This is a genomic window from Cellulomonas sp. plas2 (genome assembly GCF_057221735.1).
The window spans coordinates 580720-594523 of sequence record NZ_CM170155.1 but is presented as its reverse complement, the minus strand read 5'-3'; the positions used below and the strand labels follow the sequence as shown (position 1 = coordinate 594523).

General features: G+C 76.0%; 12 protein-coding genes and 1 pseudogene. 10 read left to right on the top strand and 3 right to left on the bottom strand.

Annotation, left to right across the window (positions count from 1 at the left end; translation table 11 throughout):
• Nucleotides 1-76: 76 nt before the first annotated feature.
• The 5 genes and pseudogenes from AC2TDM_RS02680 to AC2TDM_RS02660 all read left to right on the top strand — a co-directional run bounded on the left by AC2TDM_RS02680 (nt 77) and on the right by AC2TDM_RS02660 (nt 4355).
• Nucleotides 77-841 (top strand): ABC transporter ATP-binding protein, encoded by a 765-nt coding sequence (locus AC2TDM_RS02680; RefSeq protein WP_484636375.1) that lies wholly within the window; start codon nt 77-79, stop codon nt 839-841.
• A complete protein-coding gene (locus AC2TDM_RS02675) occupies nt 838-1686 on the top strand; it encodes an ABC transporter permease (RefSeq protein WP_090033170.1) in 849 nt (282 codons plus the stop codon). Before AC2TDM_RS02680 ends, AC2TDM_RS02675 begins: the two co-directional genes overlap by 4 nt.
• Nucleotides 1683-2567, top strand: coding sequence for an ABC transporter permease (locus AC2TDM_RS02670; RefSeq protein WP_484635748.1), 885 nt, complete (start codon nt 1683-1685; stop codon nt 2565-2567). The genes AC2TDM_RS02675 and AC2TDM_RS02670 overlap by 4 nt, the downstream gene beginning before the upstream one ends.
• Before the next feature lie 28 nt (nt 2568-2595).
• A pseudogene (locus AC2TDM_RS02665) lies at nt 2596-3327 on the top strand (MerR family transcriptional regulator); the annotation flags it as partial.
• Nucleotides 3324-4355, top strand: coding sequence for a hypothetical protein (locus tag AC2TDM_RS02660; RefSeq protein WP_484635747.1), 1032 nt, complete (start codon nt 3324-3326; stop codon nt 4353-4355). The pseudogene AC2TDM_RS02665 and the gene AC2TDM_RS02660, both read left to right, overlap by 4 nt.
• On the opposite strand, the gene AC2TDM_RS02655 is transcribed toward AC2TDM_RS02660, so the two are convergent.
• From AC2TDM_RS02655 to purL, 3 genes are all read right to left on the bottom strand, one after another.
• Nucleotides 4327-5430 (bottom strand): fatty acid desaturase family protein, encoded by a 1104-nt coding sequence (locus AC2TDM_RS02655; protein WP_484635746.1) that lies wholly within the window; start codon nt 5428-5430, stop codon nt 4327-4329. The two genes, AC2TDM_RS02660 and AC2TDM_RS02655, sit on opposite strands and share 29 nt — an antisense overlap.
• Before the next feature lie 55 nt (nt 5431-5485).
• Nucleotides 5486-7024 carry a ribonuclease catalytic domain-containing protein gene (locus tag AC2TDM_RS02650; RefSeq protein WP_484635745.1) on the bottom strand — a complete coding sequence of 513 codons (1539 nt, stop codon included), beginning with the start codon at nt 7022-7024 and terminating at the stop codon, nt 5486-5488.
• 132 nt (nt 7025-7156) lie between these two features.
• Complete coding sequence (gene purL, locus AC2TDM_RS02645; RefSeq protein WP_484635744.1) at nt 7157-9550, bottom strand: phosphoribosylformylglycinamidine synthase subunit PurL; 2394 nt, start codon at nt 9548-9550, stop codon at nt 7157-7159.
• A gap of 140 nt (nt 9551-9690) precedes the next feature.
• Here purL and AC2TDM_RS02640 point away from each other — a divergent pair, with 140 nt between their 5' ends.
• The 5 genes from AC2TDM_RS02640 to AC2TDM_RS02620 all read left to right on the top strand — a co-directional run bounded on the left by AC2TDM_RS02640 (nt 9691) and on the right by AC2TDM_RS02620 (nt 13700).
• Nucleotides 9691-10614 (top strand): NHL repeat-containing protein, encoded by a 924-nt coding sequence (locus AC2TDM_RS02640; RefSeq protein ID WP_090033247.1) that lies wholly within the window; start codon nt 9691-9693, stop codon nt 10612-10614.
• A 14-nt stretch (nt 10615-10628) separates the two neighbouring features.
• A complete protein-coding gene (locus AC2TDM_RS02635; RefSeq protein WP_484635743.1) occupies nt 10629-11774 on the top strand; it encodes a geranylgeranyl reductase family protein in 1146 nt (381 codons plus the stop codon).
• Nucleotides 11771-12301: a hypothetical protein gene (locus AC2TDM_RS02630; RefSeq protein WP_484635742.1), complete on the top strand. Its 531-nt coding sequence runs from the start codon at nt 11771-11773 to the stop codon at nt 12299-12301. Before AC2TDM_RS02635 ends, AC2TDM_RS02630 begins: the two co-directional genes overlap by 4 nt.
• Before the next feature lie 68 nt (nt 12302-12369).
• Nucleotides 12370-12711 (top strand): YciI family protein, encoded by a 342-nt coding sequence (locus tag AC2TDM_RS02625; protein ID WP_484635741.1) that lies wholly within the window; start codon nt 12370-12372, stop codon nt 12709-12711.
• A 137-nt stretch (nt 12712-12848) separates the two neighbouring features.
• Complete coding sequence (locus AC2TDM_RS02620; protein ID WP_484635740.1) at nt 12849-13700, top strand: DUF4394 domain-containing protein; 852 nt, start codon at nt 12849-12851, stop codon at nt 13698-13700.
• Nucleotides 13701-13804: the final 104 nt, after the last annotated feature.

The window sequence follows — 13804 nt, the reverse complement described above, 5'->3', positions numbered from 1 at the left end:
GACCCGGCCCTCCGAGGGCGAGGCCGGGGCCGGCTCCGGGCCGGCGGCCGGGGCCGGCGCGAGGGCCGGCGCCTCCCTGGGCACCGGCGTGCGGCTCGACGGCCTGGGCAAGACGTTCGGCACCGGCCGGCGACAGGTGACGGCGCTGGCGGACACGACGCTGTTCACCGACAAGGGCAGCTTCCTGTCGCTGCTCGGCCCCTCGGGCTGCGGCAAGTCGACGATCCTGCGCATCCTCGCCGGGCTCGAGACCCCGACCACCGGCACGGCGCTCGTCGAGGGCCGCACGCCGCTGGAGCTGCGGGGCGAGCACGCGCTGGGCATCGCGTTCCAGGACGCCGCGCTGCTGCCGTGGCGGAGCGTGGTGGCGAACATCCGGCTGCCCTTCGAGGTCGCGGGGACCCGTCCCGACGACGCCCTCGTCGCCGACCTCGTGCGGCTCGTCGGGCTGGAGGGTTTCGAGGCGGCCAAGCCTGCGCAGCTCTCCGGCGGGATGCGGCAGCGCGTGTCGATCGCGCGGGCGCTCGTCGTGCAGCCGTCGGTGCTCCTGCTCGACGAGCCGTTCGGCGCGCTGGACGACATGACCCGCCAGCGGCTGAACCTCGAGCTCCTGCGCATCTGGACCGAGAAGCCGGCGACGACGTTGATGGTCACGCACGGCATCTCCGAGGCGATCTTCCTCTCCGACCAGGTCGCGGTCATGAGCCCGCGGCCCGGCCGGGTCAAGGCGGTCATCGAGGTCGACCTGCCCCGTCCCCGCACGCCGGGGATGATGCGGACGCCGGAGTTCCACGCGCTGCACGACCACGCCTCGGAGCTGCTCTTCGGCGGCGGCGCGTGACCGCGGGCGCGCGGGCGGCGGCCGTCGCCCGGCGGTGGGCACCCGGCGCCGGCGGGGTCCTGGGGCTCGTCGCGGTGTGGTGGCTCGCGGCCGTGACCGTGCTGGCCGGCACGACGATGCCGACGCCGGCGGGCGTGCTCGCCGGGTTCGTCGACGACGGCCTCGGGTTCTACGTCGCGAACCTGTCCGTGACCGTGCAGGAGGCGGTGCGCGGCTTCCTCGTCGGGAACGGGGTCGCCCTGGCCCTCGCCTCCCTCGTGCTGCTGGTCCCCGCGCTCGAGCGGCTCGTCCTGCAGCTCGCGGTGCTGTCCTACTGCCTCCCGCTCGTGGCCATCACGCCCATCCTCTACATCGTCATCGGCCCCCCGCCCAGCGGCCAGCCGTCCGGGACGGCCGTGGTGCTCGCGGCGCTGTCGGTCTTCTTCACCACCGTGGTCGGCGCCGTGCTCGGCCTTCGCTCCGCCGACCCGGCCGCGCTCGACGTGGTCACCGTCCTCGGGGGCGGCCGGTGGCAGCAGCTCGTCCGCGTCCGGCTCGTCGCCGCCCTGCCGCACGTCCTCGGGGCGCTGCAGATCGCGGCGCCGGCGGCCCTGCTCGGGGCCATCCTGGGCGAGTACATCGGCGGCGTGGACCGCGGGGCCGGGCCGGCGCTGGTCAACGCCGGGCAGTCGCTGGACGCGGAGCGGGCGTGGGGCATCGCGCTGGCGTGCGCGCTGCTCGCGGGCGCCGGGTACGCGCTGTTCGCCGTGCTGGCGCGGTTCGCGACGCCGTGGTCCTCGGGCACGTCGGGCGGCTCCGTCGCCGCTGCCGCCACGACCGCCGCGTCGCCGGGCGGTGCCTCGTGACGGCGTCGCCCAGCTCGCCGGCGCTCGCGTCGACCGCCGCGCCCACCGCCCCGTCTACCGCCGAGCCGGCGCCCCGGCGCCTCGCGCACCCCGCCCTGCGCCGGACGTCCCGCGTGGTCGTGGACGCGCTGGTCACGGCAGCGGTGGTGCTGCTGGCCTGGACCGGGCTGCTGGCCGCGTTCGACGTGTCGCCGTACGTCGGCAAGGGCCCGGCGCAGGTGTGGGAGTACCTCGCCACGGACGCCGACGCGGTGGCGAACCGCACCGAGGTGCTCGACCTGCTGGGGCGGACGCTCCTCGACGCCTCCATCGGCTTCGTCGTCGGGATGGGCGCGGCGCTGCTGCTCGCGGCGGCCATGGTGCTCTCCCGCGGGGCGGAGGGCGCGATCCTGCCCGTGGCGATGCTCTTCCGGTCGGTGCCGCTCATCGCGATGGCACCGGTGATCATCCTGCTCGTGGGCCGGGGCGTCGCGTCCGTGGCGGTCATGGGCGGCATCGTCGTGCTCTTCCCCGCGCTGGTGACGATCGTGCTGGGACTGCGCTCGTCGCCGGCGGGCGTCCGGGACGTCGTCACCGTGCTGGGCGGAGGGCCGCGGACCGTGCTGCGCCTGGTGCAGCTGCCGGCCGCGCTGCCGTCGGTGTTCGCCGCGGTGCGCATCTCCGTGCCGGGTGCCATCACCGGCGCCCTCATCGCCGAGTGGCTCGCCACGGGCGGCGGCATCGGCTACGGCGTCGTGTCCGCGGTCGGGCGGGCGCAGAACACGAAGGTCTGGGCGCTCGTCGTCGTCGTGACGCTGGCCTCGCTCGTCCTCTACACGCTCGCCCAGCTCGTCGAGCAGTGGGTGCTGTCGCGGTTCGGCCCGGCAGCCGGCCGGTCCTGACGGCGCCCGGCCGCCGGCGGAGTACGGCGAGGACCACGTCGCCCGGCTCGTGCTGATCCGCTCGCTGGTCGACGTCGGCGGGCTCTCCCTGGCCGCGGCCCGTCGGGTGCTCGACGCCATCGACGGCACGGCGCTGCCGCTCGCCGAGGTGCTCGGGGTCGCGCAGGGCGCCCTGCCGCGGCCCGCGGCCCCCGCGTCCGCCGCCGCCCGGGACCGCGTGCGTGCGGTGACGACCGCTCGCGGGTGGCGGGTGCACGACGACAACCCGGGGCTCGAGGCCGCCGCGGCGGTCCTCGACGGGTGGGCGCGGGTCGGCCGCGGCGACCTCGCCGCCGGCCTCGAGCGCTACGCGGCCGCGGCCGCGGTCGTGGCCGAGGCCGACCTCGACGCGGTCGAGGCCGTCGTGCAGGCCGACGGCGACCGCTCCCGTGCCGCCGAGACCGTCGTGGTCGGGACCGTGCTGGGTGACACCCTGCTGGCGGGGCTGCGGCGGATGGCCCAGGAGGACGCGTCGGTCCGCCGGTACGGCGGCGCTCCACGGCCCGGGTCGGGGATCGTCACGGGGAGCGCGGGCGGGGGGCAGGGCCGGGGCGCGGACGGCAGCACCGACGACAGGACGGGCGACAGGACGGGCGACAGGACGGGCGACAAGACGGGCGACAGGACGGGCCACAGGACGGGCCACAGGACGGGCGACGAGGGCGTCGGCCGCCCGTCCGACCGCGGCGTGGAGATGCGCACCGCCGGAGCCGGTCGATGAGCGGCGGGACCGCCACGGCCGTGCTGCCGGCGCCGGACCTGCGGCTGCGTCCCGCGGCCTGGCACCGTCCGTCCGTGGCGCTCGCCGTCGGCATGGCCGCCCTCGGCGCGGTCACGGCGGTGCTCGTCGTCGTCGACCCCCGCGAGATCACCGGTCTCGCCGCATGGGCCAAGCCGACGAAGTTCGCGCTGTCGATCGCGCTCTACGCCGCCACGCTCGCGTGGCTCGTCGGGCAGCTGCCGCCCGGGTCGGGGGGCCGGCGGTGGGCCGACCGCGCGGCGACGACCGCGGTCCTCGGCCTCGTCGTCGAGATGGTGATCATCGTCGGGGCCGCGGCCGCCGGGACGACGAGCCACTTCAACGTCTCCACCCCGCTGGCCGCGGCGCTGTGGTCGGTCATGGGGGCGTCGATCGCGGTCGTCTGGCTGATGACGGCCGTCATCGGCGTCACCCTGCTGCGGACGCCGGGCACCGACCGCGCCCGCCGGGTCGCCCTGCTGTCGGCCGTCGCGCTGGGGCTGGTCGGCATGGCGGTCGCGGTGCTCATGACGATGCCGACGCCCGAGCAGCAGGCCTCCTTCACGGGCGTCGTCGGGGCCCACGCCGTCGGCGCCCCCGACGACGGGCCGGGCCTGCCGTTCCTGGGCTGGAGCACCGTCGCCGGAGACCTGCGGGTGCCGCACTTCGTCGGGATGCACGCGCTGCAGGGCCTGCCGCTCGGCCTGCTGGCGCTCGAGCTGCTCGCCCGCCGGGTCCCCGCGCTGCGCGACCTCCGGGTGCGGACGCGGCTCGTCGTCGTGGGTGCGCTGACCTGGGGAGCCCTGACGGGCGTGCTGACCTGGCAGGCGCTGTCGGGTCAGAGCGTCGTGCGACCCGCCGGGGCCGTGGCGGTCGTAGGCGTCGCCGTGCTCGTGGCGGCGGTCGCCACGGCGGCATGCACGGTCCTCGCCGGATCCCGTCGGCCGCGCGGCGCCACGGCTGCGGACGCGGTCGGCGACCTCAGCGGGCCGAGCGCAGGTCCAGCGTGAGGGGGCACTGGAACGGGTCGCGCGCGGCCAGGCCGACCTTGTTCAGGTGCCGCACGACGATTCCCCAGGACTGGAGGAGGGTCGTCTCGGTGTAGGTGACACCCCGCTCGGTGCAGAACGCCTTCACCATCGGCTGGACGCGGCGCAGGTGCGGACGGGCCATCGACGGGAAGAGGTGGTGCTCCACCTGGTAGTTGAGGCCGCCCATCGCGAGGTCCATGACCCGACCCCCGCGCACGTTCCGGCTCATGAGGACCTGCCGGCGCAGGAAGTCGATCCGGGCGTCACGCGGCACCAGCGGCATGCCCTTGTGGTTGGGCGCGAAGACGGCGCCCATGTAGACGCCGAACAGCCCGAGCTGCACGCCGAGGAACGCCAGCGCCAGTCCGACCGGCATGACCGCGAAGACGAGGCCGAGGTACGCGCCGAGGCGGACCGTCACGAAGGCGATCTCGACCCCGCGGCGCTTGACGGCCCCGCGGCCGAAGATCGTCCTGATCCCCGAGGCGTGCAGGCTGATGCCCTCGAGGAGCAGGAGCGGGAAGAACAGCCACCCCTGCCGGGCCCGCAGCCAGGCGCCCAGGCGGGTGCGGGGCTCGCCGCCGCTCTCGTGGTGGAAGCGGATCGCCTTGATCTCCACGTCCGGGTCGGCGCCGATCTGGTTGGGCTTGGCGTGGTGGCGGCTGTGCTTGTGCTGCCACCAGCCGTAGCTCATCCCGGCGTAGAGGTTGGCGATGACGAGGCTGGCCCAGTCGTTCCACCGCCCCGACGCGAAGATCTGCCGGTGCGCGGCGTCGTGCCCGAGGAACATGACCTGACCGAGCACCAGGGCCAGCGCGGCGGCGACCGCGAGCTGCCACCAGGAGTGCCCGATGAGCACGACGGCGGCGACGAGGCCGGCCAGCAGCCCCGTCAGCACGACGAACCGCGTCCAGTAGTAGCCGTACCGGCGGCGCATGAGCCCGGCGGACTGCACCCGCTCGGCCAGCTCGGTGAAGTCGCTCACCTGGCGGCGGGCGGCGTCCCTCACCCGGGTGTTCGTGGCGTCCATCGTGGCGTCCATCGTGGCGTCCATGGCAGGGCGTCCCCTCAGGTCTCGTCGCGGTCGTCACCCGTCGCCACGGTCGTGGTCACGGGCCTGGGGAGCGTAGCCGACCGGCCTGCGCGGGCGTCCCGGCGGTCGCGAGGCGCACGCGGCGTGCCCTCAGGTCGGCCTCGGCGAGGACGAGGTCGAGCGTGGCCCCCAGGTCCAGCGCGCTGCCGTCACCGTCGGCGACGACCGGTGCGCGGACGGCCGGACCGGGCAGGACGGCCTGCCCGCGCCGGCCGTCGTCGTCCACGTCCACGACCACGCCGCGGAAGGCGCTTCCCACCTGCGGCGCCAGCACCGCCGCCTCGACGAGGTCCAGCACGCCACGGTCGTACGCCGACGCGCGCCGCCCGGCCGTCGTCATGAGCGCGGGCAGGCCCGGCAGCGCCGCGCGCACCCAGTCCGGCGGCCGCGCCCCCGCGCACGCCGCGAGGCAGGCCTCGGTGCCGTACCGATCGACGAGCCGGCGCAGCGGCGCCGTGACGTGGGCGTACGGCGCGGCGATGGCCGCGTGCCGGGCGTCGTCCCCCGTCGGCGCGGCCGCGCCGTCGTCGCCGCCGAAGGCCGCGTAGGCCGCGCCGCGGAACAGCGACGTCGCCGCGTGCAGGAACGCGAGGTGCGCGGGCTGCGCCGCGTCCACCGCCCGCAGCGCCTCGCCGTAGGGCGCGCGCGCCGGCCACGGCACGCCGAGCGCCGCCGCGGTCCGGCGCAGCCGCGCGACGTCGCGGCCGTCGGCCGGCGGCAGGGTGCGCAGCACGCCCACGCCCGCGTCGAGCATGAGGTCGGCCGCCGCGGTGCCGGTCAGCAGGGAGATCTGGGCGTTCCAGCCCTCGACCGGGAGCGGGGCGCGGAAGCGGAGGTGCCAGGCCCCGTCGTCGCCGACGACGACCTCCTGCTCCGGCACGTCGAGGGAGACGCCACCGCGGGCGCGCTCCTGCTCCTGCCGCAGCATCCCCACGCGGCGCAGCGCGAGCAGCAGGTCGTCCGCGGTGCCCGCGTCGAGGGCGGCCTGCGCCTCGTCGTACGAGAGGCGCGCGCGGCTGCGCACGAGCACGGGCTCGACGAGCGCCTCCGTCAGCCCACCGTCGACGTCGAGGTCGATGCTCCAGAGCACGGCCGGCCGGTCCTCGCCGGGCAGGAGGCTCGCGGCGCCCTCCGACAGCACCCGGGGGTGCAGCGGGACCCGGCCGTCGGGGCCGTAGGCGGTCAGCCCACGGGCGCGCGTCTCCTCGTCGAGCGCGGAGCCCGGGCGCACGAACGCCGGCAGGTCCGCGATGGCGTAGTGGACGCGCCAGCCGTGCGCGCGCGGCTCCACGTGGACGGCCTGGTCCAGGTCGCGGGAGCCGACCGGGTCGATCGTCACCAGGGGCAGGTCCGTGCGGTCCCGCCGCCGCGCGCGCCGCCCGGGCACCGGCCGCAGGCGGTCCCGTGCCGCGCCCTCGGCCTGCGCGAGCGCCTCGGCGCTGAATCCCGCGGTGCCGGTCGGCTCGGGCAGGCCCACCTCGGCGCGGAGCGCGCCCAACGCCGCCAGGAGCTCGTGACCGGCCGCCGTGGCCAGCCGGACGCGGGACGTCGGCACCCGACCGAGACTAGGGGTGGGCGCGCCCGTCGGCCCGGCGACGAACGCTCATGTCCACGACCGGCCAGTCGCATCCACGACCGGCCGATTGCGTCCACGGCCGGCCAGGACCGGTTCCGCCGCCCCGACGGCTCAGGCGAAGGCTGCCCGCAGCGGCGCCTCCCACACGGCACGGGCCTCGGCCAGCGGCACCGTGAACAGCCCCTGCACCTCGACCGCCGGCACGTGCTCGTGGTCCCCGTCGCCCGCGCCCACCGGCGTGCCCGCACCCGCCGAGCACGTCTCGGCCGTCTCGCCGAGCCGCAGGGCCGGCACGCCGCGCGAACCGCACAGGTCGGTGAAGCGCACCTCCTCGGTGCGCGGGACGGCGACGAGGACCCGGGCCGTCGACTCGGAGAACAGCGCGACGAACGGGTCGACCCCGTCGCGCGCGCACAGCCCCGCGAGGTCGACCTGCACGCCCACGCCGTACCGCAGCGAGGACTCGACGAGCGCCTGCGCGAGCCCGCCCTGCGACAGGTCGTGCGCCGCGTCCACGAGGCCGTCGCGCGCCGCGTGGGCCAGCACCTGCGCGAGCCGCCGCTCCGCGGGCAGGTCCACGCGCGGCGGCACCCCACCGAGCTGCCCGTGCACGACGTCGGCCCACGCGGAGCCGTCGAGCTCGTCGCGCGTGGTGCCCAGCAGGTAGACGGCCTGCCCGGGGGCCGTCCAGCCCGAGCGCACGGCCTCGGCGACGTCGTCGATCACCCCGAGGACGCCGACGACGGGCGTCGGGTGGATCGCGGAGTCGATGCGACCCGGCTCGCCGGTCCCGTTGTAGAGGGAGACGTTGCCGCCCGTGACCGGCACCTCGAGCTCGGCGCAGGCGTCGGCCAGGCCGCGGATGGCCTCGACGAGCTGCCACATCGTGTCGGGGTGCTCGGGACTGCCGAAGTTGAGGCAGTCCGTGACCGCGAGGGGTCGCGCACCCGAGGTGGCGACGTTGCGGTAGGCCTCCGCGAGCGCGAGCTGGGCGCCCGTGTACGGGTCGAGCTTGGCGTAGCGCCCGTTGGCGTCGGTGGCCAGCGCGACGCCGAGCCCCGTCGTCTCGTCGACGCGGACCACGCCGGCGTCGTCGGGCATCGCCAGCGCGGTGTTGCCCTGGACGAAGCGGTCGTACTGGTCGGTGACCCAGGCCGGCGAGGCGAGGTTGGGCGACCCGAGCAGGCGCAGGACCGTGGCGCGCAGCTCGTCGGGCGACGAGGGACGGGCGTAGCGGGCGGCGCCCTCCGGGCCGGAGACCGTGTCCGCGACGAGGGCGTCCTGCCAGGCGGGTCGTGCGTAGGGGCGGTCGTAGACAGGACCCTCGTGCGCGACCGAGCGCGGGTCGACGTCGACGATCCGCTGGCCGTGGTGGTCGATGGTGAGGCGGCCCGTGCCGGTGACCTCGCCGATGACGGCCGTCTCCACGTCCCACTTCCCGGTGATCGCCAGGAACGCGTCGAGCTGGTCCGGCCGGACCACGGCCATCATGCGCTCCTGCGACTCCGACATGAGGATCTCGCCGGCCGTCAGCGTGGGGTCGCGCAGCAGGACCTTCTCGAGGTCGACGTGCATGCCGCCGTCGCCGTTGCTCGCGAGCTCGCTCGTCGCGCAGGAGATGCCGGCCGCACCGAGGTCCTGGATGCCCTCGACGACCCCGGCCGCGAACAGCTCGAGGCAGCACTCGATGAGGACCTTCTCCATGAAGGGGTCGCCGACCTGCACCGACGGGCGCTTGGAGGGCTTGGTGTCGTCGAAGGTCTCGGAGGCGAGGATCGAGGCGCCGCCGATGCCGTCGCCGCCCGTGCGCGCGCCGAAGAGGACGACCTGGTTGCCCGCGCCGGAGGCGTTGGCCAGGTGGATGTCCTCGTGCCGCAGCACGCCCAGGCACAGCGCGTTGACCAGCGGGTTGCCCTGGTAGCAGGGGTCGAAGACGAGCTCGCCGCCGATGTTGGGCAGGCCGAGGGAGTTGCCGTAGCCGCCCACTCCCGAGACGACGCCGTGCACGACGCGGGCCGTGTCGGGGTGGTCGACGGCCCCGAACCGGAGCTGGTCCATGACGGCGACGGGCCGCGCGCCCATGGAGATGATGTCGCGGACGATCCCGCCGACGCCCGTGGCGGCGCCCTGGTACGGCTCGACGTACGAGGGGTGGTTGTGGCTCTCGACCTTGAACGTCACCGCCCAGCCGTCGCCGATGTCGACGACGCCCGCGTTCTCCCCGATGCCGACGAGCAGGTGCTCGCGCATGGCGTCCGTCGTCTTCTCGCCGAACTGGCGCAGGTGGTTCTTCGAGGACTTGTAGGAGCAGTGCTCGGACCACATGACGGAGTACATCGCCAGCTCGGCGGCCGTCGGGCGGCGGCCCAGCAGGTCGCGGATGCGCGCGTACTCGTCGTCCTTGAGGCCCAGCTCGGCGTACGGCTGCGCGAGGTCCGGCGTGGCGGCGGCCGCCTCGACCGTGTCGGCGGGGTGGACGGGGCGGGCGGGGACGGGTCCGGGCACGGGGGCAGCCTACCGACGGGCGGGTGACGGCCCCGCTGCGCGTCCGTCCCTGTGGACGACGACGACGTCGCCCGCGCACGTGTCGGACCCCTCCACCACACTCGTGCCCGCCGGAGCTGTCGTCGATGGAGAGGCCCGTCATGCGCGTGCGACCCCTGCTCGTCACCCTCGTCCTGGCCCTGGTGGCCACGGTCCCGACCGGCGCGGCCGCCGCGCCGCCGGAGACGTTCCCCCAGCGCGTCGCCCTGCCGCTCGGCTTCCAGCCGGAGGGCATCGACGCCGGCCCCGGCACGACCTTCTACGTCGGCTCCCTCGCGGACGGGTCGCTCTACCGCGGCGACCTGCGCACGGGTGAGGGCGCGGTGCTCGTCGAGGGCGCGGGGGCTCCCGCGGTGGGCGTGCTGTACGAGGCAGGCCGCGACCGGCTGTGGATGGCGGGCGGCGCCAGCGGCGAGGTCCGTGCGTACGACGCCTCGTCGGGCGAGCTCCTGGCCCTCTACTCCTTCCCGGGAGCGGGCTTCCTCAACGACGTCGCCATCACCGACGGCACGGTCTACGTCACGGACTCGGTGGTCCCGCAGCTCGCGGTCGTGCCGCTGGGCGCGGGCGGAGCCCTGCCCGACGAGGGAGCCGCCACGACGCTGCCCCTGACCGGGGACCTCGTCTACGTCGACGGCTTCAACGCCAACGGCATCGTGGCCACGCCGGAGGGCCGGCTGGTCGTCGTGCAGTCCGCCACGGGCCTGCTGTTCTCGGTCGACCCGACCACCGGCGCCGCCACGACCGTGGACCTCGGCGGCGCGACGGTCGTCAACGGCGACGGCCTGGAGCTGCGCGGGCGCACGCTGTACGTCGTGCAGAACCAGCTCGACCAGGTCGCGCCGGTGCGGCTGTCGGCCGACCTGCGCACCGGGACAGTCGGTCCGGTGCTCACCGACCCCGACTTCCGCGTGCCCACGACCATCGCCTTCGCCGCCGGACGGCTGTGGGCGGTCAACGCCCGTTTCGGCACGCCGCCCGGGCCGGACGTCGACTACGACGTCGTCCAGGTGGCGCTGCGCTGACGTGCGGGGCTGACGTGTGGGACCTCGTCGTCGTCGGGGCGGGCCCGGCGGGGGCCGCCGCCGCGCTGGGCGCTCTGCGTGCCCGCCCCGGCGCGCGCGTGCTGCTGCTCGACCGTGCGGACTTCCCGCGCGACAAGGCGTGCGGCGACGGCATCGCCCCGCACGCGCTGGACGTCCTCGCCGACCTCGGGGTCACCGGCCTGCTCGACGACCGGCACACCGTGACACACCTGCGGCTGGAGGCGGGCGACGCGGTCGTCGACCGCGAGATGGCCCGCCCGGCGTGGGTGGTGCCGCGGCGCGTGCTCGACACCCGTCTCGTCGCCGCGGCCGTCGACGCCGGGGCGGTCCTGCGCCGCCACCGCGTGCGCGCCGTCCGCACGACCCCGGGGAGCGTGGTGCTCGACGAGACCGTCCGCGCGCGGGTCGTCGTCGGGGCGGACGGGGTGCACTCGGCGATCCGGTCAGCGCTGGCGCCGCCGGGGCACCATCGGCGCGCGCTCGCCGTCCGCGCCTACGCCCCGACGCCGCCGGGCCAGGAGGGCCGCCAAATCATCCGGTTCGTCCCGGGCCGTTCGCTGTCCTACGCCTGGGCCTTCGACCGTGGCGACGGCCTGAGCAACGTCGGCTACGGCGAGCTGCTGGCCTCCGGCCGGCGCGGCGCCCCCGTGCCGGCCCCGGGGCGCGCGCAGCTCGTCGCCCGCGCCGCCGACCTCCTCCCGGGCAGGACCGACGACGCCTGCGACTGGCGGGGCGCCCACCTCCCCCTCATGCCGGCACGGCTGCGCCACCCGTCGTCGGGCCGCGTGCTGCTGGCCGGCGACGCCGCCGCCCTCGTCAACCCCGTCAGCGGTGAGGGCATCGCCTACGCGCTGATGAGCGGCGCCGCCGCGGGCCGCGCCGCCGCGACGTCCCCGCACGCCCCGGCGCGCCCGTACCGCCGCGAGCTCCGTCGCCTCCTGGCCGCGCACGCCCGTGACACCGCCGCAGCCGCGCGTCTCGTCGCCGCCCCACCGCTCCTGCGCGCCGCTGTCCGCGCCGCCGCCCGCGACCGGCACGTCTTCGACGACCTCGTCGAGCTGGCCCTGGCAGAAGGCCGCCTGACGCGACGCACCCTCACGGCGGTCGTGCGCGCCGTCCTGCCAGGACCGGCGGGATGAGACGTCGGCGGTGGCCGCGCGTCGCCGGACCGCTCCTCGGAGTCGTCGCGCTCCTGACGGCCTTCGACCTGATCCGTGGGGAGCCGCTGACGGCAGCCCTCCTCAGCGCGGTGGCCGTCGCCCTGGTCATGGTCGTCTACGCCACGGTGATGCGACGGCTGGGGCGCCGGGAGGCGGTCCACCACCGCGACGTCGACGGGTACGTCGCCGCCTGGGTCAGGACGCCCGACGGCAGCCACTCGCGCCTCACGACGACCTGGCAGAGCGCGGAGCTCCGCCGGCAGCGGGGCTCGGTCCGCATCTCCCCGCTGGGCGGGCCGTCGGCGCTGCCCTTCACCGTGAGCGCCCGGTCGATCACACCCGACACGTCTCCCGTGCCGCTGTCGATCCGTCTCGTCACGACCCGGCCGCGGGCCCTGCTCCTCGCCGACGACGACGGGCTCGTGGCGGTCGGCCTCGAGGCCGAGCACGTGCCGTGGCTGCAGGACGGGCTCGCCGACATGCCGCACGACGAGGACGGCCGCTGACCTGGCACCAAGGCCGCTCCCGACGACACCATGGGTGGCGCCGGACACCGTCGCGAGGAGCACCGCCGATGACGAAGTACCTGATCTCGTTCCCGAGCGGAGAGATGGACATCCCCGACGGCGAGTTCCAAGCGGTCGTCGACGCCTCGCACGCGGTGGTCCGCCAGGCGAAGGAGGCCGGCGTCTGGGTCTTCGGCGGTGGCATCGACGAGAGCGTCCCGCCCGTGATGGTCGCTGCCGACGGCACCGTCACGCCGGGGACCTACCCGCAGACGCAGCGCCTCGAGGGCGGCTACACCGTCCTCGAGCTGCCGTCCTACGACGCGGCGCTGAAGTGGGCCGCGAAGATCGCCGCCTCCTGCCGCTGCGCGCAGGAGGTCCGCGCCTTCCAGCACGACCCGGAGAGTTAGCTCGCGACGCCCGGCACCTCGTCGACCTGCGCGCCGTTCGTCCCATCCGTCCCGGTCGGTGCTCCGAACCAGGGCCGGCAGCACCTGCTGCGCACCCCCGCCGGCCGACGACGGCCGGCACGACCCGGAGGTTCGCCATGCGCCCGACCGTCCCCGCCCTGTCCCTCGCCGGTGCCCTGCTCGTCGGGGTCCTGGCCGCCGGCCCCGCCCAGGCCGCGCACGAGGGGATCGAGGTGACCGGCCTGACACAGAACGGCCGGCTCGTCACGTTCCTGGCCGGATCGCCCGAGCACGTCACGAGCACGGTCAAGGTGACCGGCCTGAAGGGCGAGCTGCTCGGCATCGACTACCGCCCCGCCACGGGCGGGCTCGTCGGGGTCGTGCGCGGCGACGACGGTGCCGGCCGCCTCGTCGTCATCGACGACAGCACGGGTGCGGTCCCCTCGTCCACCCCGCTGCTCGGCGTGGACGGCACGCCGGTCCTGCTGGCCGGCGGGGCCTTCGGGGTCGACGTCAACCCGGCCGCTGACGCGCTGCGTGTCGTGAGCGACGCCGACCAGAACCTGCGCATCCTGCTGTCCGACCGCGCCGCGGGTGCCACCGGGACCACGTTCGTCGACGGTGCCCTCACCCCGGGCGGGCGCCAGGTCGTCGGGGCGGCCTACACGAACAGCGACACCGACGCGGCCACCGGCACCAGGCTCTACGACATCTCGGCCGCCGACGACGCCCTGCTGCTGCAGGACCCGCCGAACGCGGGCGGCCTCGTGCCGGTCGGCGACGGGCTCGGGCTCCCCGTGAGGGCGGAGGTCGGCTTCGACATCGCCACGCGCGGCACGTCGAACACCGCGCTGGTCTCCGTCGTCGACCGCGGCCGCGCGACCCTGTCCGTCGTGGACCTGACGACCGGCGCGGTGGTCCCGGGCTCCACGGGCACGATCGGGACGCGCCCGGCCGTCGTCGACATCGCGGTGCCCACGACGCGCTGACACCGCAGGACACGTGAGGACGGGGAGCCGACGACGACCGGCCCCCGTCCCCGCGTCGGCGAGGACGACGCACTGCCAGGAGCGGTGTGCAGGAGCGGTACACC

Excerpts from the sequence above, each read along its gene's own strand:
- AC2TDM_RS02640 (WP_090033247.1), top strand. The coding sequence starts at position 9,691 with ATGCGCGTGCGACCCCTGCTCGTCACCCTCGTCCTGGCCCTGGTGGCC.
- AC2TDM_RS02625 (WP_484635741.1), top strand. The coding sequence starts at position 12,370 with ATGACGAAGTACCTGATCTCGTTCCCGAGCGGAGAGATGGACATCCCC.
- AC2TDM_RS02630 (WP_484635742.1), top strand. The coding sequence starts at position 11,771 with ATGAGACGTCGGCGGTGGCCGCGCGTCGCCGGACCGCTCCTCGGAGTC.
- AC2TDM_RS02620 (WP_484635740.1), top strand. The coding sequence starts at position 12,849 with ATGCGCCCGACCGTCCCCGCCCTGTCCCTCGCCGGTGCCCTGCTCGTC.
- AC2TDM_RS02655 (WP_484635746.1), bottom strand. The coding sequence starts at position 5,430 with ATGGACGCCACGATGGACGCCACGATGGACGCCACGAACACCCGGGTG.
- AC2TDM_RS02660 (WP_484635747.1), top strand. The coding sequence starts at position 3,324 with ATGAGCGGCGGGACCGCCACGGCCGTGCTGCCGGCGCCGGACCTGCGG.